The following is an 18,983-nucleotide window of genomic DNA, read 5'->3' on the forward strand; positions in this document are numbered from 1 at the left end:
CGCCAGCATCGCCAAAGACAAAACGCAGATATTTTTAACTCCAGTTAAACATCAGTCGCATATCTCCTAGATAGGACCCCCTTCTCTTCGGACATGAGAGGATAAAACCATGAGTATTTCGAGCGCGATGCAGACCGGCGTGAGCGGCCTGAACGCAAACTCCGTCGCCGTTGGCGAAATTTCCGAGAATATCGCGAATGCGAATACCACGGGCTACAAGCGCAGCTTCGCCCAGATGGTGACCATGACACCGAGCGGCGGGCTTGATGCGCCCTCGGGCGTCAATGCTGTCGTTTCCTCCGACGTGACGAACGGGGGCGCGGTGATCCCGACCAGTTCCGCAACCGATTTCGCGGTGAACGGCAACGGGTTCTTCGTCGTGTCCGGCAGAGCCAATACGAGCGTCGAATCCGATTACGTCATGACGCGCGCCGGGTCGTTCAAGCCCGACGAGAACGGCGATCTTGTCAATTCGGCGGGCTATTTCCTCTCGGGCTACCCCTATACCGACGGCAAGCTCGGCTCGATCGACGGCAACAGCTTCAATGGGCTGAAGACGGTGAACGTGACCGATGCAACGCTGAGCGCGAAGGCGACGACCACGGTCAGTGTGCAAGGCAATCTGCCCTCGCAGGAAACCGGAAACGCGACGCCGGGCGCGCCCTTCACCTCGTCCTCGCAATATTTCACGCCGCTCGGTGCGGCGAAGCGGCTCGAATATTCCTGGCAGCCGACCGCGACCCAGAACCAGTGGGACGTCACCGTGTCCGATGGCGACGGCGTTCCCTACGGTCAGGTCACGGTCGATTTCGCCGCCAGCGGGCCCAATGCGGGCGCCCCGGTCAGCTATTCCGGCGTGACCAATCTCGCCACGGCGCCCGGCGCCTTCTCGATGGACACGACCACGGGCGTCATGAGCCTGACGATGAATGACGGTGGCACGACCCAGCCGATCGACGTCGGTCTCGGCGCGCTGAACAGCTTCGACGGGATGACCCAGTTCGCCGGGGACTTCACCCCGCAGAAATTCGACACCGACGGCTCGTCCGCCGGCGCGCTGACCCGGATGGAGATCGATGATACCGGCACGATGTACGGGATCTTCGACAACGGCCAGCGGGAGGCGCTCTACAAGATTCCGCTCGCCCATGTGGCGAATCCGAACGGGATGCAGGAGGTCGATGGCGACGCCTATCGGCTGACCCGCAACAGTGGCGACTTCACGATCCACAAGGCGAACGAGGGCCCGGTGGGCACGATTTCCTCGGGGACGCTTGAAGGATCGAATGTCGATATTGCGCAGGAATTGAGCGATCTGATCCGCACTCAGCGGGCCTATTCCACCAACGCGAAGATCGTCACCACGATGGACGAGATGCTCGACGAGACCACGCGTCTCAAACGCTGATCCTCACGCTGAGAACGGAGTAAGCCGATGAGCCTGACGGGCGCCCTCCAGGCGAGCACGAGCGGTCTGCGCACGGCGCAGATGCAATCGGAAGCGACCTCGCGGAATATCGCGAACGCGAGCACCGAGGGCTATGTGCGCAAGGAGTTGCCGCAGGTCACGACTGCGGGCGGCCTCGTGCAAACCGGCGAGGCGCGGCGCGAAGTCGACGCCTCTCTTAACCGCATGTATCGGCAGCATTCCTCGGCCATGGCGCGCGAGCAGGCGATCTACGAGGCGGTGGGCGAATATACGGCGACCCTCGGCCAGCCGGGCGATGGCCTCTCGCCCGCGGATCGCCTGACCGATCTGCGCAGCTCGATGATCGCGCTGGTGAACAATCCCGGCAGTAACGCTGCGCAAAACGGCGTGGCGTCCTCCGCGCAGGAGATGGTGACCTCGCTCAACCAAAGCAGCGACATGCTCGCGCGGGTCGGCGGCGAGGTCGATATGGAGATCAAATACGACGTCTCGGATTTCAACGAGACGCTGCACAAGATCACCTCGCTCAACAAGCAAATCTCGGACGCGCCGCCCGGCTCGCTCGGTGCAGCCGATCTGGGGGACCGGATGGATGTGCTGGTGGAAAAGGCGTCGAAGCTGATCGACATGCAGGTGCGCCGCTCCACCGATGGGCGGGCCACGCTCTATACCGCCGGGGGCACGCCGCTCGTCGATGGGGATCAGGCCAGCTACATCACCTATGACCAGACGGCCGGAACGCTGTTTGCGGGCAAAACGAATATCACCCCGGACTCCACCGATGCGCGCGGCTTCCAGAATGGCAGCCTCGCCGGTCTGTTCGCAGTGAAGAAGGACGTTCTGCCGCGCTTCCAGCTTCAGCTCGACGAGATGGCGCGGGGGCTCGTGCAGGGGTTCGAGGGGGCCGATGCCTCGCTCGCGCCGGGGCAGGCGGGGCTTTTCACCGACGCAGGCGCGGCATTCGATCCGGCCAAGCTCGAAGGGTTGGCGGGCCGGATCTCGGTCAATGCGGCGGTGGACCCGGCGCAGGGCGGCCAGCTCTCGCGTCTGCGCGACGGAATCGGTGCGACCACACCGGGCGCTGCGGGCGACTCGACCCAGATCGAAGCCTTCGTGTCAATGTTCGACGATCCGCTTTCGGCGGACCCGGGCACCGGATTGGAGGCGTCGCAGTCGCTGCGCGATTACGGAAGCAACATGATCTCGGCGCAGGAATTCGAGGGCACCCGCGCGCAGGAACGGTTCGCCGCGGCGCGCACCGCCGCCGAGACGGTGAACGGCACGCGCCAGGGCATTCAGGGCGTGAATGTCGATGACGAGATGCAGAAGCTGATAACGATCCAGCAAAGCTATGCCGCGAATTCGAAAATGATGTCCGCCGTCATGAAGATGATGGACACGCTGCTTGCCGCCGTCTGAGGAGACTGAACGATGATCCCCCTAATCCGGAATTCGCTGTCGACCCTGCAGATGAGCGTGATCTCGCGGCGGTCGGTCAGCCGCACCACGGCAGAGCTGCAGCGGACGAGCGACGAGGTCGCGACCGGACGCAAATCCGATGTCTATGCGGATATGGGGGCGAAATCGGCCTTCGTGCTCGCGCTGGAAGATCGCGCGACGACCAATTCGCATTTCATTACCTCGAACAAGCTCCTCGGGAGCAAGCTGGATATGATCGCCTCCAGCGCGTCGACGGCGCGCGGGGCCGCACAGGATGTGCTCGGGCTCGCGGTCGGGAACCTCGACCAGCCCGGCGCCGCGGCGGCGACCCTGCAGCAAAGCGCGCGCGCCGCCCTCGACACCATCATGACGAGCCTGAATGTCTCGCTCGACGGGGAGCATCTGTTCTCCGGCGTGGCTTCGGACAAGGCCGCGCTGCGGGGCTATGACGTGACGAATGGCGCGACGGGGCTGTCGCCGAAGGATGTTCTGTCGGGGATCGTGGGCAGCGGTCCCGCGGATGCCACTCAGGCGACGGCGATGCTGTCGCAGATCGACAGCGTGTTCGACGATACCAATGCCGATCCGACGCAACGCTACAGCTCGACCTTCTTCCAGGGCGATACGACAGCCGGGGCGCCGCGCAAAACGGCGCTGATCGGGGATGGCGAGACGCTCGATTACGGGATGCAGGCCGACGATCCCGAATTCCGCAGCCTGATCAAGGGGCTCGCGCTGTTTGCCTCGACCGACGTGTCGAAGATCAAGGATCCGGACGCGTATAAAAGCTGGATGGCCGCCGGGGTCAAAGCGCTGAGCGATGGCGTTGAGGGGCTGCGCAATTCCGAGACTGCGCTGGGTGCGAAGCAGAAGCGGCTCGACGTGAAGCTGACGCAGCAGCAATCGATGGATTCGGTGCTCAAGAGTCGTCTGTCGGATTACGTCTCGGTCGATCCCTATGAGGCCGCGACCCGGATGACGGCGCTCCAGACACAGCTCAACGCGAGCTACAGCGTGGCGGCTCAGATGTCGAAACTGTCGATCCTGAATTACATGTAACCGCGCGGCTTAGCGCGCGGCGACCGTGCCGACCGCATCGCGCTTGCTATAGGCCGCGAGCTTCGCGTCATCGGCGCTGTCCAGTTCGCTGAACTTGTAGCCCCGACCGTAGACCGTCTCGATATATTGGTGGCCGCTATCGGCCGCATCCGCGATCTTCTTGCGAAGCTTGCAGATATAGACGTCGATGACCTTGTCGAAAGGCTGGTCGTCGCTCATCCCGTAGACCGCGTCATAGATCGCGCCTTTCGCAATCACCTTGTTCGCGTTTAGCGCCAGGTGCTGGAAGATCGCGTGTTCGCGGTTCGACAGCTTCAGTCGCGCGCCGGAGACCAGCGGGTCGCGACCGTCGAAGAAGGCGGTGATCTCGCCGACGCTGATGCTCTCGGCGGCGTGGCCATAGGAGCGCCGGATGATCGAGTTGATCCGCGACAGCGCCTCGATCCCCTTGATCGGGCTGACCATGACATCGTCAGCCCCCGCATCGAGCGCTTCCGAGGCGTCGCGCGAGTTCTTGAAGTCGCGCATCACCAGAACCGGGTTGCGGCAGCCGCAGCTACGGATGGCCCGGATATAGTCGGTCACTTCCGGGCAGTCGCCGATCAGGATCGCCCGCGTGTCGACGCCCTTCTGGTTCAGCGTGCTGAGATCGGACGCGAAGAAGGATGCGGGGACGAGGACGGGTTGCAGCCCAACGCTCTCCAGCTCGCTGAGCAGGCCGCGAACGCGGCCATCGCGAGGCTCAAAGACGTAAATATTCATGCAGGCCTCCATCCCGGGCAAGTTTCTCGCACAAGCGGCAAGGTCACGCTAGGTTGCCACAAAGGATTAGTCAAGAATAGTGCTGATTTATATTGGACACTATTTATGTTTTGCTTTAATTTGGCGGAACGTGCTGGTGATGTGAGGAAACTATGCTTGCTTCTTTGCGCCGAAAAGGTAATCGGGCGTCGTTTTCTTACGCCGGGGTTCGTGGGGCGCTCGTCGCGCTCTCCGTCATTGCGGGGGCGCTCCTGGCAATCCCGGCCGCCGCACAGGTCCGCATCAAGGATATCGCCAGTTTTGAAGGCGTGCGTGAGAACCAGCTGGTGGGCTACGGCCTCGTGGTCGGCCTGAACGGGACCGGCGACACTCTCAACGGCAGCCCCTTCACCAAGAAGTCGATCGAGGGGATGCTCGAACGGCTCGGCGTCGGCAATTTGTCCGGCGATGCGATCAAGACGAAGAATACCGCTGCGGTGATGGTGACGGCAAAACTGCCGCCCTTCGCCCGCCGAGGCTCGACGATCGACGTGACGATCTCTTCGCTCGGCAATGCGGACAGTCTGCGCGGCGGCACGCTGATCGTGACGCCGCTCGTCGGGGCCGATGGCGAGATCTATGCCGTAGGGCAGGGGCCGATTTCGGTTGCGGGCTATAGCGCGAAGGGCAACGCGGCGAGCATCGTGGACGGCGTGCCGACCGTCGCGCGCATGGAGAACGGCGCCATCGTCGAGAAAGAGATCGATTTCGAATTGAACTCGATGAAATCCGTGCGCCTGTCCTTGCGCGAGCCCGATTTCACGACCGCCTCACGGGTGGCGGGCGTGATCAATGACAAGCTCGGCCACAACACCGCGCAGATGCTCGACCCCTCCACCATCGAGGTGCAGGCGAAGGGCAAATACGGCGTCCCGGAGCTTCTGGCAATGATCGAAAACCTGCCCGTTACGCCCGACTCCGTCGCCAAGGTGGTGGTCGACGAGAAATCCGGGACCATCGTGATCGGCTCGAATGTGCGGATCGATCAGGTCGCGATCAGTCAGGGCGGTCTGACCGTGAAGGTCAAGGAAAGCTACGCGGTCAGTCAGCCGAAACCGATCTCCATCGGGCAGACGGTCGTGGTGCCCGAAACGGATGTGCAGGTCGAAGAGAAAAACACCCAGTTCAGCGTGCTCCAGGGGGGCGATGTCAGCCTTCAGGACCTCGTGGACGGCCTCAACGCAATCGGCGTGGGCGCCCGGCAGACGATCTCGATCCTGCAGGCGATCAAGGCCGCCGGCGCGCTTCATGCCGATCTGGAGATCATCTGATGAACCCGCTCGATCCGTCGAAGCCGTCGCTCTCGGCTGCATCGCTCAAGGCGCCTGCCGCATCCGGTGCGAAGGCGCAGGACGCGAAGGAGATCGCCAAGAATTTCGAGGCGACGTTTCTGCAGCAGGCCGTGGGCGAGATGATGAAGACCGTGAAGATGGGTGGGCTGGATGGTGGTCACGCCGAGGAGATGTGGAAGTCCTTCCTCGCACGCGGCATCGCCGGCGAGATCGCCGCCTCCGGCCGGACCGGGATCGCGCAGAGCGTCGAGCGGATGATCGGCGCCTATAACTCGAACGGAGATGACCATGGCTGACGAGACCCCGTCGCGTTTTCGCAAGCGGATGCAGGCCCGGCGCGATATCGCCGCCGAAGGCCCCGTTCTGACCGACGAGGACGACGCCAACCTCGCCGCTTTCGAGGCGAATATCGATGCGACGCTCGATCTGCTGCATGAAGAAATCGCGGCGGTCGAGGCGGGGCATCTCGATCGCGTCACCGAGCTTTATGATCGCAAGGCGGACCTGCTGAAGCGGATCGAGTTGAAGATCCCCGTGATCGAGCCGTTTCTGGAAGCGTCTGAGGATGCCGCCCCCGCGCTTCGCGAGAAGCTCCGCCAACTGAAGACCGCCGTGCAGGATAACAGCGTTCTGCTGTCGCGGATGTCCGAGGCGACCCGGGATATCGTGCGCGAGATCGAGAAGATCCGGAACCGGCACAGTCTCGATGGTCTCTATGGAAAGAGTGGCAAACCGGTCACAGGACAGGACGGTCCGCAGATGCATATCGACAGGGAATTCTAGGTTTCCCGCATTCGTTAACCCGCGCTTAATCTTCGGTCCAAAATTCCTCTCCACGGCTCGCGCCGTTTTTCTGTCAGAAGACGAAAACAAATATCTTTCAGAATGAGGAGTGACTAGAAATGTCGTCCATTCTTACCAATACCTCCGCGATGAATGCTCTTTCGACCCTGCGTTCGGTGAACAAGGGTCTCGAGGACACGCAGAACCGCATTTCGACCGGCAAGAAAATCAACTCGGCGAAAGACAATGCCGCCTATTTCTCGATTTCGGAATCGATGAACAGCGACAGCGGCATGTACAAGTCGATCAACGAAGGTCTGACCCTGACCAAGAACTCGGTTTCGACCGCGCGTCTTGGTGCAGAGTCCGTGAAAGACCTCGCCCAGCAGTTCGTCGAGCGTGTCTCGTTCGCCCAGGGCGCGGCGGTTGACCACGACGCGGTCCAGAAGGAACTCGACAACATCGTGACCCAGATCGGGACAACGATCCAGCAGTCCACCTTCAACGGCGACAACATGGTGAACACGACCGGCGCCGTTTCGGTTGTGACCGGTATCAGCCGGGCAAGCGGCTCGTTTCAGACGACCTCGATCACCTTCAACGCTGTCGACCTCACCGCGATCCAGTCGACGCTCAATGCGATCGACATCTCGGACACCAATGGGTCCGCGAACGCGCTGGCGAACGCGATGACGACCGCCGAAGATCAGCTCTCGACGGCGATCGACAACGCGACCTCGCTCGGCGTTGCAGAGAAGTCGCTGGAATCCCAGCAGAACTTCCTCAACAAGCTGACCGACAAGCTGGACACTGGCACCGGCAACATGGTCGATGCGGACATGGAAAAGGAGGCTGCGCGCCTTCAGTCCTACCAGGTCCAGCAGCAGCTCGCGACGCAGTCGCTCTCGATCGCGAACCAGGGTCCTCAGAACCTTCTGAGCCTGTTCCGCTAATCGGTGGTGATGAAATGAATGGAAAGGCCCCGTGCATTGCGGGGCCTTTTCTTTTACCGTGCTTGGATTGTCTTTTCCACCAAAGTTTAAAAACGCCTTTAACCGCGCCGTGTTAAGCTCGGCGAAAGAGAAGAAAAGAATATCGAGAGGAGAGCTTGCATGAGTGTCGCCGCTTATAAGCGAACCATTTCCGAAACCGAGTCTCCGAGGCAGATCGAGCGCCGCATCCTGTCGCGCGTCACCGGAGAGCTGGAGGCCCATATGGCCGCGTTCGACAGCGCCACCGGTTACGAGCGGCTGGGGCTTCTGGCGCAGGGCTTGCGCACCGCGCTTTGGGAAAACGAGCGCATCTGGATGGCGCTGCGCGATGATCTAGCCGAGCCCGGGAACACGTTCCCCGCCGAGCTGAAAGCGGCGCTGATCTCGCTCGCGCTCTGGGTCGAGCGGGAGACGCAGACCGTGATGGGCGGTGGCGGCACGGTCGCACCCCTCGTCGAGGTGAATCGCAACATCATCCGCGGGCTCAGCGGCGACGCTGGCGAGCCGGTGGCTGCGGAATAAGAAGGGGCGCGGGTCATGGCATTACGACTGACGTTGAAACCGAACGAGCGGATCGTGGTCAATGGATGCGTGATCCGAAATGCCAACCGTCGCCAGACGCTTCAGATCGAGAACACCGCCGACGTGATCCGGGCGGAGGATCTTCTGGACGAGACCTCAGAGCCGACCCCGGTGAAGCAGGCCTATTTCCTGATCCAGACCGCGCTGATTCGCGCCGACACGCGCGACACGCTGGTGCCGGTCATTCAGGAGCAGCTCGCCGATCTTGTCACGATCTTCAGCTCTCCCGTTGTCGGCGGCGTCTTCGAGGCCGCGAACTGGGTGTCTCAGGGCGATTACTACAAGGCGTTGAGCGCGCTGCGCCCGGTCATGCGACGCGAAGAGGAACTGTTCGCCCGCCTGTCCGAAACTGCGAGCCCGGCTACGGCGCTCGAGGGGGAAGAATGCTGACGATCTCGGGCATGAGCAGCCGCCTCGCGCTGAAACTGATCGACCGGACGCAGGCCAAGCAGCTGGACCAACTGGCACAAGAGCCGCAGCACGCCCGCGCGATCAGCCGCTTCCGCGAAAAGATCGCCAATATCCACACTGCGGCCGATCTGGTCGGCGATTACGACACCTATAGTTTCGTGATGAAAGCCTTCGATCTGAAAGACCAGATGTTCGGCAAGGCGATGATGCGCGAAATCCTGTCGAGCGATTCTGCCGACAAGACCTCGCTGGTGAACCGGCTCACCGATCCGCGGTTTCGCAAGCTCTACGATGCGCTTGGTTTCACCAATGGCGGAACGGCGAATACGAACACCTCCTCGACCGCCTGGCAGGACAAGATCGTCGATCAATATGTCAGCCAGCAGTTCATCAATGGCGAGAGTGATCAGAACCCGACCGTCGGGTCCGTTCTCGAATTCCGCCAGAAGGTCGGTGGCCTCAAAACTTGGTATTCCGTCCTGAAAGACAAGGATACGGCGCAGTTCATGCGCACGGCTCTGGGCATCCCGAATGACGTGGTGAAGCTCGATGTCGAACGGCAGAAACAGATTTTCGAGGACAAGTTCGACATCACGAAGCTCAAGGACCCGAAGGAGGTCGACAATCTGGTCTCCCATTTCGTCGCCGTGTACGATGCGAACAATTTCTCGACCGGTGGGGCTGCGGGGAATGCTGCGGTGACGCTGATGCAAGGCGCGGTTCAGGGCGGCTCGGGCCAGTTCGTGCCCGCGACCTTCGATCTGACCGCGATCGCGACTTTCTCGGCCTCGCGCTACCGGTAAGCATGGCCGCAGATCGCGGCCGGACTCAGTCGATGATCACGTCATCATCGTCGAGCGGGATGCGGATCTCGTCGTCGCGCGACAGTTCGAGCGCATAGTCCACCAGCGCGGATTGCGCCTCTTGCACTTCGCGCCCGCGCACCGGGCCCATCGCGGTCATTTCCTCGTTTAGCATGTCGCGCGAGCGGGAGGGCAGGGCGCTCAGGAAGTAATCGCGCACCTCCTTCTTGGCCCCGCGCAAGGCGAGCGGCAGCGTTTGCCCTTCGACCCCGCGCATGACTTTGACGAGGCTCTGCTGGTCGAGCTTGCACAGATCGTCGAAGGTGAACATCTTCGCTTTGATCGCGCCGAACGCCTCGGGAATGCGCGTCTCCAGACGCTGGGTGATGTCGTCGAACAGCTTGCTGTCGAGCTTGTTGAAGAGGTCGGCCATGCGCTGCTGCGGATCGGGCCCGGTGTTGCGCGTCGCCGAACTCATGAACTCTTTCTGCAGCGTCTCCTCGATATTCTGGAAGACGTAGCGCGGCACGGTGTCGATGCCGATCATCCGCTCCAGCACCTCCATCATGCGCTCTTCGCCCAAGAGCGGCAGCACTTTCGAGGCCACCTCGGGCTTCACCTTGCTCAGGATCGCCGCGACCGTCTGATCGTGCTCATCCTTGAGGTAATTGGCGATCACCTGTTCGTTGAGCGCAGAGAAGTTCTCCCAGATATTGCGCCCCACCAGCGGGCCCTGGATCTCGTGCATGATGTCGGTCACGCGATCTTCGGGCAGGAACCCTTTGAGCATGCTTTGGGCCATTTCCATCGACCCGACGATACCGCCGCCGTCGCCGGCTGTTTCCATGAACTCGCTCATCACCTCTTCCACGACATCGGCGGGGATCGTGCCGAGAGACGAGATCGCGTGGGTGATCGAGTGGATGTCGTAATCGTCGAGCCTCTGCATCAGCCCGGCGCCATGCTTCTCCCCAAGGCAGAGGAAAAGGATCGCCGCCTTCTCGGGGCCGCGGAGTTTCTTGTAATCCCGGGAGGTTTTCATCGTCGGCGCTCGATCTGTTCTGAAGTCTCGGCAAGAATAGCAGTCTATCCTTGTATTCTCAATCAGGATCGCGCGCTATTCTTTGCGGTTAGGTGTTTTATAAGGATAGGGGCGGCGCCGAGGCTCAGCCGCCCCCGCCATAGGCGACATAGGATTGCATCATGCTGCCTGCGAGCATGTACCAGCCGTCGATCAGCACGAAGAAGATCACCTTGAAGGGCAGCGAGATCATCACCGGCGGCAACATCATCATGCCCGCACTCATCAGCACCGAGGCGACGATGAGGTCGATCGCGATGAAGGGCAGGTAGATCAGGAAGCCGATGGTGAAGGCGCGCCGCAGTTCGGAGATCATGAAGGCGGGCACGAGGGTGCGCCAGCTCGCTTCCTCCGCCGTGGCAGGCGCGGGCGTCTCGGGCGCGGGTTCGGCGTTTTGCCCTGCTTCGTTGTCGCGGACGAGATCGGCAAAGAGCTTCAGATCCTTGGGGCGCGTATTGGCGAACATGAAAGCCTTGAACGGCGCGCCGATCCGCACGATCGCCTGTTCCTCGGTCACCGTGTTGTTCAGAAGCGGCCGCAGCCCGCCGGTCCAGGCATCGTCGAAGACCGGCTGCATCACGAAGAAGGTCATGAACAGCGCCATCGCGCTCAGCACCATGTTCGGCGGCGTCTGGTTCAGCCCCAGAGCGGAGCGCAGCATCGAGAAGACGATCACGAAGCGGGTGAAGCTGGTCATGACGACGAGGACGCCCGGCGCGATGCTCAGCACGGTCATCAGCGCGATCAGCTGGATGATCCGCCCGCTCAGGCTGGCGGCGGCGTCGCTGCCCGGGGCGGCATTGTTGAGCCCCTGCGCCAGATCGCCAAGCAAGCCGCCCGCCTCCTGCGCCTCGGCGCTGCCGCTGAACGCGAGCGACGCGGCGAGGGTCAGGACGAAGAGCGGCAGGCCAGCCTTCGCCATCAAAGATCGCTTCGCGAGGGTGGTCATCGTGTCGGGACGTAGTCTTTGACGATCTCGGTCAGGGTGACGCCGAGGCGGTTCTCGCCAACCTTCACCAGATCGCCGCGCGCGACGAGCCGGTCATTGATCACCACGTCCACCGGCTCGCCGATCTTCTTCTCGAGCTCGATGACCGAGCCGCGGCTCAGGTTGAGAAGCTGCGAGATCGGGATACGGCTCTGGCCCAGCACGATCTGAACCGAGAGCCCGACATTGAGCATCGCGTTGACGTTCTGCCCGTCACCGTCGCTCGCGGCCTGCTTGCTGGCGAGGCTGTGCAGAAGGGTCTCCGCCGCAGCCGCGCGGGCTTCGTCTTGCGTCGGCTGCGCTTCGGTTTCCGGCGTCTCAGGCGGTTGCGTGGATTCGGGCGTATCGTTGTCGGACATTTACACGGCTTTCCTGATTGGTGTGGCTTGGGGCGAGACGGTCTGCCGCAAAGCGATGAGGATGCTGCGGCAGACCGTCTCGAAGCTGTAATCCATCACGCCGTCATCCCAGTCGGCATGGATGTCGCCATCGGCAAGCGCCGGGTCCGCGACGATGTTCAGGGCGGGGCTGTTCGGCCCGGCGCAGGCCTCGATCACCGGCGTCAGCCCCGCGACATTGGCGGGGGAGAGGCGGATCGTGAGGCTCGGTTTGCGCAGCGCGATTTCCATCGCCCGCCGGATCTGCATCTCGACCCGCGCGGTCGAGCAGCTCTCGATGAATTCGGGGAAGATCTTTTCGCAAACGCGCAGCGCGAAACCGCAAAGGTGCCGCTCCAACGCGGTCTGATGGGCCAGCTGATTGCCCAGAAGCGTCGCGATCTCGGGGGCGAATTTCTCCAGCGCCTCGGTCTGGCGCGCCTCGAGCGACGCTGTGCTTTCGGCGGTGGCCTCATTGCGACCCTGCGCACGGCCCGCTTCGAACCCCTCGGCGCGCGCAGCCGCCGCTGCCGCATCGAGATCGGCCTGGGTGAACACTTTCAGCCGTTCGGCGGTGCGGCGGGCATCTTCCGCCTGCATCTCTTCATCGAAATCGCGCTGGAAAACCGTCATCTCACGCCTCGTTCAACAGCCAGCCGCGCAGGACCTTGAGGGCCTCTTGCGGCTCGTCTTCGGCGATCTTCTGGATCGCGGAGACCTTGCGCTTCAGGATCGCACCGCTGATTGCGAAGTTGGTGATCAGCTCATCATCCCCGGCGGGGTCGTAGCGCTCCGCGCGTTGGACGGGGGCTGCGGGTTCGGCGGCCTCCTGCGTGCGGGGTGCGACGGCGTTGGCGGGCGCGGCGGGCAGGTTGTTGCCCGCAGGCGCCTCCGCCTCCGTCTCGCCTTCCGGGGCTGCGAGCGCCCCGGCGCCGGTCTTCTCGCTCAGCCGGGCGCGTTCGCGGTCGGCCCGGTTCAGCAGGGGGCGCAGGCCGAAGACAAGCACCGCGACCACGATCAGCAGGGCGAAGACCCAGCGCAGAATCGAGACGATATTGTCCGACAGCCGCTGCATCAGCGTCGGGCCCACCGGGCCGCCGACCTCCATCGAGTAATCGATGAAGCGGAGGCTATCGACGGAGACGGTATCGCCGCGGTTCTGGTCGTAGCCGATCGCCGATTTCACCAGCGCAGTGAGGCGTGCGATCTCTTCCGGCGAGCGTTGTTCGTATTTCAGCGACCCGTCGTCCTGCACGTTGTAGATGCCGTTCACCAGCACCGCGACCGAGACGCGCTTGACCGCACCGGCTTCGGTCGTGGTCTCGCGCCGGGTGTTGCCGATCTCGTATTGCACCGACTCGCCGTTCTTGCTGCGGCTGTCGGTCGTGTTGCCCGCGCCGGGACCGCCGAGCGCGCCGGGGATGTTGTTGCCGGTGTTCACGCCGGAATCGCCGTTCTTCACGCCCTTCTGCTGCTCGGCATTGTTCTGGGTGGAGCGGATAACCTGCTGATCGGGATCGAAGCTTTGCTGCACCACGACTTCGCGCTGGTTGGACAGATCGACATTGACCTGCACGCGGGCGTTGCCCGCACCGACACGCGCCGTCAGGATCTGCTCGATCGAGCGCGCCATCCGGTCCTCGGTCGCGGCCTTGTTCGACTGCAGCGTCGCTTGCCCGGCGGCGTCGGAATTCTCCGCGAGGATCGTCTCGCCGCTGGCCGAGAGCACCGTCACCCGGTTGCCGTCGAGATTGGGCACCGCAGCCGCGATCAGGTTGCGAATCGCCAGTGCCTCCTTGCGGCTGATGCCGCGGGTGGAGGCGGCGCGGACGATGACGCTGGCGCTCGGATCGGGGCTGGTGCGCGAGAAGGCTTCGCGCTCGGGCAGAACCAGATGGACGCGGGCGCTACGCACCCCGTCGATGGTTTGGATCGAGCGCGCCAGCTCGCCCTCCATCGCGCGCAGCCGGTTCACATGCTGCATGAAGGTGTTCATGCCGAAGCCGCTCGCATTGTCGAACAGCTCCCAGCCGGGTTCGCCATCCACGGGCAGGTTCTTCTCGGCCAGCGCCATGCGGGCGCGGGCGATATCGCCCTCGGGAACCGATACCGCACTGCCATCTGCGGAAAGCTGCGTCTTGAACCCCGCCTGATCGAGCGCGTCGACGATTCCCGCGGCGCTGGAGGGCGAAAGCTGGCTGTAGAGCAGCTTGTAGCTCGGGGCCGTTACGACGGAGAGGCCGAAGACCAGCGCGAGAACGCTGACGACACCGACAGCCCCAAGCATCAGGAGCTTGCGCCGTCCCAAGGATTGAAGGTTCTGCAAGAATTGCTGCACGGCGAACACCAGTTATTCTTAATTGATCCTGTAGAGGATATTCTATCTTTGTATTGCAAGTAAAGTGCGGATGTATATACTTCATGATATCCAGTTGAGATCGGATTTTATCTTTAAATTCGACGAAGAGAGGCGTGATAGCCGATGTTTGATGCGGCCGTTGATGAAGAAGAGGTTGCCGAAGCGCCCGAAACGCGCTGGCGGACCTTGCGCGACCACAAGCGTCTCGTCATGGCGGCGGGTGCGCTCGCGGTCGTGGCCATGTTCTGCGGCGGCTTCGTGGCCTTCGGCGGCGTCTCGGCGCTCACCGGGGGAAGCGCTGCAGAGTCGGCCGGGCATGGCGCTTCGGGTGCAGCTGGCGCGGATGCGCTGCTGGATTTCGACGACATCGTGGTGAACATCACCGAGACGACCGCAGACGGCACGCCCGCCGCGCGCTATCTCAAGCTTCACCTCGCGCTGGTCTATCCCGAATCGCCGGATGCCGAGGCCAAGATGGCCGAGAAGAAGCCCTTCATCCGCGACACCTTCACCGGGTTCCTGCGTCAGATGACGGTCGAGGATCTGCGCGGCAGCATCGGCCTCATCAAGCTCAAGGCGGAACTGCTCAAGCGCGCCCGCGCGGTCGTGGGCGATGACACGCCGAGCGAAATTCTCATCAGCGATCTGGTGGTGCAGTGACGATGGCGGAACAGGCGGACATAGCGACGGCGGCCACGACAACGGCAGAGGTCGAAGACGAGATCATCCGTATGTCGATGCTCAATTACGAGCGCCTGCCGATGCTGGACGTGATCTTCGAGCGCTTCGTTCTGTCTTTCTCCAGCTCGCTCAAATCGCTGACCGGTTCGGTGTTGGATGTGACGCTGGGCGAGGTCGAATACCTGCCCTTTGCCGACGCGATGAAAAGCCTGCCCAAGCATGGTTTGATCGCGGTCGCGCAGGCCGATCCTTGGGATGACCAGTTTATCCTTTCGCAGGATCCGGTCTTCCTGTTCTCCGCGCTCGAACTGATGCTGGGCGGCCAGCCGTCGGGCCGGGCGAAGGATGCCAAGCACGGTTTCACCACGATCGAGCGCCGGATGGGCGAGCAGGTCGCCGAACGCATCCTTGCCGATATGGCGGTGGGGTTCCGGCAGATTTGCGAAGTTTCCTTCCAGGTCGACCGGATGGAGAGCAACCCGCAATTCGCCAATATCGCCCAGCCCAACAGCCCCACGGTCCGCGTGCCGCTCAAGGTCAGTCTCGAGGGCTATGATGGCGAGGTCCACCTGATCCTGCCCTATGCCACGCTCGAGCCGGTGCGCCCGCTGCTCACCAAGATCTTCTTCGGGGATCGGCTCGGTGCGGACAGCTCGTGGCGCACGCAGCTGAAACAGAAGATCGAAGAGTCTTCGGTGGCGCTTACCGCGCAGCTGCACGAGCTGGTGGTGCCGATGCGCGAGATTCTGGACTGGAAAGTCGGGGACACGCTCGATCTGCGGATCGACGACAGCCATCCGGTCCTGTTGCTCTGTGCCGGGAGCCCGGTTCTCGAAGGCGAAATGGGCAAGAAGCAAAACGGGTCGATGGCACTGAAAGTGACCGCGAACCTCATGGGAAAGGACGAGTGGAGCAATGATGTCGATGCTGATTAACGCGATTATTCTCGTGTCTCTTGTCGGGCTGATGGCCTATGGCGTGGTGATCACGCGGCGGGTGAAAAAGCTCATGCTCGTTCTTGAAGAGATGGAGCCGCTCGTCGCGGCCTTCTCCGCGGCCGTGGACAAGTCGCAACTCTCCGTCGAGGAGATGAAGGACGCCGTCGCCGAGGCGCAGAAAACGCCCGCGCCCGAACCGGCGCCCGCGCAAGAGGCCGCGCCCGCCCTGACCTTCAACTCGCGCCGCGCCGCGCCGAAAGCGCCGATGGGGCTGACCCGTGTGACCGGCAAGGCCGAACTGGTCAAAAGCTTCTTCGAGCAGACCCGCGTGCGCCGGGAGGCGCAGGGCCAATGGTGAAGGGCCGTCCGCTTCAGGTTCTCGTGGGCGTATTGCTGCTTTCGGGCGGTGCGAAACTCGCGACCAGCCTTCCCTCCGACATGATCCCGTTCCCGGATTCGCTGTTGCAGGCCGCGCTCGCCAGCGGGGCGGAGAAGGATGCCGCCGCGACGCCGGCGAGCGATGCCTCCGCCGATGCGACCGGCGGCTGCGGACCGACGCCGGAAGAGCTGTTGATGTCCGTGCGGCAGGAACGCGACCTCCTCGCCGAGCAGAAGAAGAAACTCGACGCCCGCAGCGCCGAGATCGAGCTTGCCAAGCAGGGTCTCGACACCCAGTCGCAGCATCTGACCGAGTTGAAGGACAAGGTGACCAAGCTGCTCGACAAGGTCGACAAGTCCCATAGCGACGACGTCGATCGCCTCGTGTCGATCTACAAGAACATGAAGCCCGCGGCGGCGGCGTCGATCATGAACGACCTCGATATCGAGGTGACGGTCATGGTGCTGGCCACGATGAAGGAGCGCGAGGTCGCCCCGATCATGGCCGAGATGAACCCGGTGCGCGCGCGGGCGGTATCCAAGATCATTCTCGAACGCTCGAAGCTGCCGGGCGACCAGAAGCTGGTGAACGTTAAGCTCAACTGAACCGTTTGGGCGTCATAGTCCGTGCATCGCGGCGCAGTGTTTCTGATTGGGGAAAGGGGGCGCGCAGCCCCCTTTTTATTCCTCATCGACCCGCAACACCGAGCCTTTCGGCGGTGCGCGCCGGATGTTGCGGCGCAGGTCCATGACGTAGCCGATGATCTCCGCGACCGCCTGCCAATGCTCGACCGGCACCGTGTCATCCACGTCGATCGTGGCGTGAAGCGTGCGGGCGAGGGGCTTGTTCTCGACGATCGGCACCTCGTTCTCGCGCGCGATCTGGCGGATGCGCGCGGCCACCGCATCGGCCCCTTTGGCGACGCAAATAGGGGCGGCGTCGCTGCCCTGTTCGTATTTCAGCGCCACGGCGTAATGCGTCGGGTTCGTCACGATCACGCTCGCGGTCGGCACCGCCTGCACCATGCGCTGACGGGCCCGCTGGCGTGCGATCTCCGTGCGGCGGCCCTTGATCTGCGGATCGCCCTCGGAATCCTTCATCTCGTCACGGATTTCCTTGAGCGACATGCGCAGCTTGCGCCGCCATTCGAACCGCTTCCAGATGATATCGCCAATGGTGATCGGCACGAGGAACACCATCGCCGCGCTCAGCAGCCAGCTCGCCCAATGGGCCGCGTAGCTGGGGATATGCTCGGGCAGGAAATTCTCGCCCTGCCAGATCCCGGTGACCGCACGTTTCGCCACCCAGAGCGCGAGCGCACCGATGACCAGAACCTTGGTGATGCTTTTCGCGAATTCGACCAGCGCGCCGGGCGAGAACATCTTCTTGAGCCCGGCGAGCGGCGAGAGCTTCGACAGTTTCGGTTTCATCCGCTCGGACGACACTACGGTTTCGCCCTGGATCAACACGCCGAACAGCGCGGCCAGAAGCATCACGCCGAAGATCGGGGCAGCCCAGCTGGCGATCTCACCGAAGAGCAGGCTGAGGATGTCGCCGATATCGCGCGCGCCTGCCGACCCCTGGCCGATCTTCACCTGGCCCGCTCCGGAGAAGACCTGGCCGAGCGACGTCATTGCCCGGCCCGCGACGACCGGCAGGACGAACACCACGATGAGCAGCAGCGAGAAGACCGACATCATGTTGCCGGTCTCGCGCGAGGAGGGCACGTCGCCTTTCTCGCGCGCCGATTTCAGCCGCTTGTCTGTCGGCTCTTCGGTCTTGGAGGATTTGTCCTGTTCGTCGCCTTCGGCCACCGCGCGCTCCTTAGGGTATGACGAAAGTGCCGAGCCAGTCGGTGAACTGGCCGAGGAAGACATGCAGCATGCTGGGCGAGGCCGCCGCGAGGATCAGCAGGCCCGACGCGATCAGCGCGGGCGCCGCGACGAAGAAGACCGGCAGCGCGGGCATCATCCGGTTCGCAAGCCCCATCCCGAGATTGAAGATCAGCCCCATGACGAAGAAGGGCGCCGCGATGGCCGCCCCGATATAAAGGCTCGCCGACGCGGCTTTGACGATCTGCTTCGCCATGTCGCCCAGCAGCAGCGTGCCCGGCGGGAAGACGTCGTAGGAATAGAGCAGCGCACGGATGATGATGTGATGCGTATTCGTGACGAAGATCAGCGCAACGCCGGAGATCAGCAGGAAGCTCGCGATCATGGTGGAGCCCTCGAAAGATCCGAGGCTCGGCGCGAACGCATTGGCGAGGCCGGAAACCTGCCCGGCCTGATGGCCCGCGAATTGCAGCGCGCTGAACAGCACCCGCGCGGTCAGCCCGATCCAGAGGCCCGTGGTCACCTCGAGCCCGAGATAGATCGCAAAGGTCACGAGATTGTCGGGCTGCATCGGCATCACGGGCGTCGCGGGGTAAAGCGCGAGGCTGAACACCACCGCCATCGCCAGACGGCTGCGGGTCGGCACCTGCATTTCGCCGAAGCCCGGCATGAACATCAGCGCGCTGCCAAGCCGGGCAAAGACGATGAGATAGCCGAAGAGCTGCCCGTCGAGAAATGCGCTGAGCCCGTTCACCC

The 18,983-nt window shown here is 62.9% G+C and carries 22 protein-coding genes; 14 read left to right on the forward strand and 8 right to left on the reverse strand.

Going from position 1 to position 18,983, the window contains the following annotated elements:
• Positions 1-109 precede the first annotated feature (109 nt).
• Genes AXZ77_RS02205 through AXZ77_RS02215 form a run of 3 tightly spaced genes read left to right on the forward strand, consistent with a single transcriptional unit; the run spans position 110 to position 3,928 of the window.
• Entirely contained in the window at positions 110-1,408 is a 1,299-nt protein-coding gene (locus tag AXZ77_RS02205; RefSeq protein WP_098409857.1) for a flagellar hook protein FlgE, read from the forward strand.
• A gap of 27 nt (positions 1,409-1,435) precedes the next feature.
• A complete protein-coding gene (gene flgK / locus AXZ77_RS02210; protein ID WP_098409858.1) occupies positions 1,436-2,848 on the forward strand; it encodes a flagellar hook-associated protein FlgK in 1,413 nt (470 codons plus the stop codon).
• Between the two features lie 12 nt (positions 2,849-2,860).
• Positions 2,861-3,928 carry a flagellin gene (locus AXZ77_RS02215; protein ID WP_098409859.1) on the forward strand — a complete coding sequence of 356 codons (1,068 nt, stop codon included), beginning with the start codon at positions 2,861-2,863 and terminating at the stop codon, positions 3,926-3,928.
• A 9-nt stretch (positions 3,929-3,937) separates the two neighbouring features.
• Here AXZ77_RS02215 and AXZ77_RS02220 read toward each other — a convergent pair whose 3' ends face one another.
• Positions 3,938-4,690 carry a response regulator transcription factor gene (locus AXZ77_RS02220; RefSeq protein WP_078602215.1) on the reverse strand — a complete coding sequence of 251 codons (753 nt, stop codon included), beginning with the start codon at positions 4,688-4,690 and terminating at the stop codon, positions 3,938-3,940.
• Between the two features lie 152 nt (positions 4,691-4,842).
• On the opposite strand from AXZ77_RS02220, the gene AXZ77_RS02225 reads away from it, so the two are divergent.
• The 7 genes from AXZ77_RS02225 to AXZ77_RS02255 all read left to right on the forward strand — a co-directional run bounded on the left by AXZ77_RS02225 (position 4,843) and on the right by AXZ77_RS02255 (position 9,592).
• Complete coding sequence (locus tag AXZ77_RS02225) at positions 4,843-6,000, forward strand: flagellar basal body P-ring protein FlgI (RefSeq protein WP_098409860.1); 1,158 nt, start codon at positions 4,843-4,845, stop codon at positions 5,998-6,000.
• Positions 6,000-6,317: a rod-binding protein gene (locus tag AXZ77_RS02230; protein ID WP_098409861.1), complete on the forward strand. Its 318-nt coding sequence runs from the start codon at positions 6,000-6,002 to the stop codon at positions 6,315-6,317. Before AXZ77_RS02225 ends, AXZ77_RS02230 begins: the two co-directional genes overlap by 1 nt.
• Positions 6,310-6,804: a flagellar biosynthesis protein FlgI gene (locus AXZ77_RS02235; RefSeq protein ID WP_098409862.1), complete on the forward strand. Its 495-nt coding sequence runs from the start codon at positions 6,310-6,312 to the stop codon at positions 6,802-6,804. Before AXZ77_RS02230 ends, AXZ77_RS02235 begins: the two co-directional genes overlap by 8 nt.
• Positions 6,805-6,923: 119 nt before the next feature.
• On the forward strand, positions 6,924-7,757 hold the full coding sequence (locus AXZ77_RS02240; protein WP_098409863.1) for a flagellin: 834 nt from the start codon (positions 6,924-6,926) through the stop codon (positions 7,755-7,757).
• A gap of 159 nt (positions 7,758-7,916) precedes the next feature.
• On the forward strand, positions 7,917-8,318 hold the full coding sequence (locus AXZ77_RS02245) for a flagellar biosynthesis regulator FlaF (RefSeq protein WP_098409864.1): 402 nt from the start codon (positions 7,917-7,919) through the stop codon (positions 8,316-8,318).
• A gap of 15 nt (positions 8,319-8,333) precedes the next feature.
• Complete coding sequence (locus AXZ77_RS02250) at positions 8,334-8,768, forward strand: flagellar biosynthesis repressor FlbT (RefSeq protein WP_098409865.1); 435 nt, start codon at positions 8,334-8,336, stop codon at positions 8,766-8,768.
• Positions 8,762-9,592: a DUF1217 domain-containing protein gene (locus AXZ77_RS02255; protein WP_098409866.1), complete on the forward strand. Its 831-nt coding sequence runs from the start codon at positions 8,762-8,764 to the stop codon at positions 9,590-9,592. Before AXZ77_RS02250 ends, AXZ77_RS02255 begins: the two co-directional genes overlap by 7 nt.
• Before the next feature lie 25 nt (positions 9,593-9,617).
• On the opposite strand, the gene AXZ77_RS02260 is transcribed toward AXZ77_RS02255, so the two are convergent.
• From AXZ77_RS02260 to fliF, 5 genes are all read right to left on the reverse strand, one after another.
• Entirely contained in the window at positions 9,618-10,634 is a 1,017-nt protein-coding gene (locus AXZ77_RS02260) for a flagellar motor switch protein FliG (RefSeq protein ID WP_098409867.1), read from the reverse strand.
• 124 nt (positions 10,635-10,758) lie between these two features.
• On the reverse strand, positions 10,759-11,595 hold the full coding sequence (gene fliP / locus AXZ77_RS02265) for a flagellar type III secretion system pore protein FliP (protein WP_098412408.1): 837 nt from the start codon (positions 11,593-11,595) through the stop codon (positions 10,759-10,761).
• Positions 11,596-11,618: 23 nt separating this feature from the next.
• Positions 11,619-12,020: a FliM/FliN family flagellar motor switch protein gene (locus AXZ77_RS02270; protein ID WP_098409868.1), complete on the reverse strand. Its 402-nt coding sequence runs from the start codon at positions 12,018-12,020 to the stop codon at positions 11,619-11,621.
• Complete coding sequence (locus AXZ77_RS02275; protein ID WP_098409869.1) at positions 12,021-12,671, reverse strand: FliH/SctL family protein; 651 nt, start codon at positions 12,669-12,671, stop codon at positions 12,021-12,023.
• A gap of 1 nt (position 12,672) precedes the next feature.
• Positions 12,673-14,376 (reverse strand): flagellar basal-body MS-ring/collar protein FliF, encoded by a 1,704-nt coding sequence (gene fliF / locus AXZ77_RS02280; RefSeq protein ID WP_098412409.1) that lies wholly within the window; start codon positions 14,374-14,376, stop codon positions 12,673-12,675.
• Positions 14,377-14,520: 144 nt separating this feature from the next.
• Here fliF and fliL point away from each other — a divergent pair, with 144 nt between their 5' ends.
• From fliL to AXZ77_RS02300, 4 genes are read left to right on the forward strand one after another with little or no spacing between them, the layout of a single operon-like run.
• Entirely contained in the window at positions 14,521-15,057 is a 537-nt protein-coding gene (fliL, locus tag AXZ77_RS02285; RefSeq protein WP_098409870.1) for a flagellar basal body-associated protein FliL, read from the forward strand.
• Between the two features lie 2 nt (positions 15,058-15,059).
• Complete coding sequence (locus tag AXZ77_RS02290) at positions 15,060-16,013, forward strand: flagellar motor switch protein FliM (protein ID WP_098409871.1); 954 nt, start codon at positions 15,060-15,062, stop codon at positions 16,011-16,013.
• The gene (locus tag AXZ77_RS02295) at positions 15,997-16,374 is read left to right on the forward strand and encodes a flagellar motor switch protein (protein ID WP_098412410.1); all 378 of its coding nucleotides are present in this window, start codon (positions 15,997-15,999) and stop codon (positions 16,372-16,374) included. Before AXZ77_RS02290 ends, AXZ77_RS02295 begins: the two co-directional genes overlap by 17 nt.
• Positions 16,368-17,000 (forward strand): MotE family protein, encoded by a 633-nt coding sequence (locus AXZ77_RS02300; RefSeq protein WP_078521961.1) that lies wholly within the window; start codon positions 16,368-16,370, stop codon positions 16,998-17,000. The genes AXZ77_RS02295 and AXZ77_RS02300 overlap by 7 nt, the downstream gene beginning before the upstream one ends.
• A 75-nt stretch (positions 17,001-17,075) precedes the next feature.
• Here the strand turns inward: AXZ77_RS02300 and flhB are convergent, their stop codons facing one another.
• Complete coding sequence (gene flhB, locus AXZ77_RS02305) at positions 17,076-18,209, reverse strand: flagellar biosynthesis protein FlhB (RefSeq protein WP_255266388.1); 1,134 nt, start codon at positions 18,207-18,209, stop codon at positions 17,076-17,078.
• Positions 18,210-18,219: 10 nt separating this feature from the next.
• Positions 18,220-18,981: a flagellar biosynthetic protein FliR gene (locus AXZ77_RS02310; protein ID WP_255266389.1), complete on the reverse strand. Its 762-nt coding sequence runs from the start codon at positions 18,979-18,981 to the stop codon at positions 18,220-18,222.
• Positions 18,982-18,983: the final 2 nt, after the last annotated feature.

Origin of the sequence: Thioclava sp. ES.031, from assembly GCF_002563775.1 — a bacterium.
Classification (GTDB): domain Bacteria; phylum Pseudomonadota; class Alphaproteobacteria; order Rhodobacterales; family Rhodobacteraceae; genus Thioclava.

Bases quoted from the DNA above. Each gene is read 5' to 3' on its own strand.
- AXZ77_RS02290 (WP_098409871.1), top strand. From the start codon at position 15,060: ATGGCGGAACAGGCGGACATAGCGACGGCGGCCACGACAACGGCAGAG.
- AXZ77_RS02250 (WP_098409865.1), top strand. From the start codon at position 8,334: ATGGCATTACGACTGACGTTGAAACCGAACGAGCGGATCGTGGTCAAT.
- AXZ77_RS02300 (WP_078521961.1), top strand. From the start codon at position 16,368: ATGGTGAAGGGCCGTCCGCTTCAGGTTCTCGTGGGCGTATTGCTGCTT.
- AXZ77_RS02260 (WP_098409867.1), bottom strand. From the start codon at position 10,634: ATGAAAACCTCCCGGGATTACAAGAAACTCCGCGGCCCCGAGAAGGCG.
- AXZ77_RS02255 (WP_098409866.1), top strand. From the start codon at position 8,762: ATGCTGACGATCTCGGGCATGAGCAGCCGCCTCGCGCTGAAACTGATC.
- flgK (WP_098409858.1), top strand. From the start codon at position 1,436: ATGAGCCTGACGGGCGCCCTCCAGGCGAGCACGAGCGGTCTGCGCACG.
- fliP (WP_098412408.1), bottom strand. From the start codon at position 11,595: ATGGCGAAGGCTGGCCTGCCGCTCTTCGTCCTGACCCTCGCCGCGTCG.
- AXZ77_RS02270 (WP_098409868.1), bottom strand. From the start codon at position 12,020: ATGTCCGACAACGATACGCCCGAATCCACGCAACCGCCTGAGACGCCG.
- AXZ77_RS02235 (WP_098409862.1), top strand. From the start codon at position 6,310: ATGGCTGACGAGACCCCGTCGCGTTTTCGCAAGCGGATGCAGGCCCGG.
- AXZ77_RS02225 (WP_098409860.1), top strand. From the start codon at position 4,843: ATGCTTGCTTCTTTGCGCCGAAAAGGTAATCGGGCGTCGTTTTCTTAC.
- AXZ77_RS02230 (WP_098409861.1), top strand. From the start codon at position 6,000: ATGAACCCGCTCGATCCGTCGAAGCCGTCGCTCTCGGCTGCATCGCTC.
- fliL (WP_098409870.1), top strand. From the start codon at position 14,521: ATGTTTGATGCGGCCGTTGATGAAGAAGAGGTTGCCGAAGCGCCCGAA.
- AXZ77_RS02295 (WP_098412410.1), top strand. From the start codon at position 15,997: ATGTCGATGCTGATTAACGCGATTATTCTCGTGTCTCTTGTCGGGCTG.
- AXZ77_RS02220 (WP_078602215.1), bottom strand. From the start codon at position 4,690: ATGAATATTTACGTCTTTGAGCCTCGCGATGGCCGCGTTCGCGGCCTG.
- AXZ77_RS02215 (WP_098409859.1), top strand. From the start codon at position 2,861: ATGATCCCCCTAATCCGGAATTCGCTGTCGACCCTGCAGATGAGCGTG.
- AXZ77_RS02240 (WP_098409863.1), top strand. From the start codon at position 6,924: ATGTCGTCCATTCTTACCAATACCTCCGCGATGAATGCTCTTTCGACC.
- AXZ77_RS02205 (WP_098409857.1), top strand. From the start codon at position 110: ATGAGTATTTCGAGCGCGATGCAGACCGGCGTGAGCGGCCTGAACGCA.
- AXZ77_RS02275 (WP_098409869.1), bottom strand. From the start codon at position 12,671: ATGACGGTTTTCCAGCGCGATTTCGATGAAGAGATGCAGGCGGAAGAT.
- AXZ77_RS02245 (WP_098409864.1), top strand. From the start codon at position 7,917: ATGAGTGTCGCCGCTTATAAGCGAACCATTTCCGAAACCGAGTCTCCG.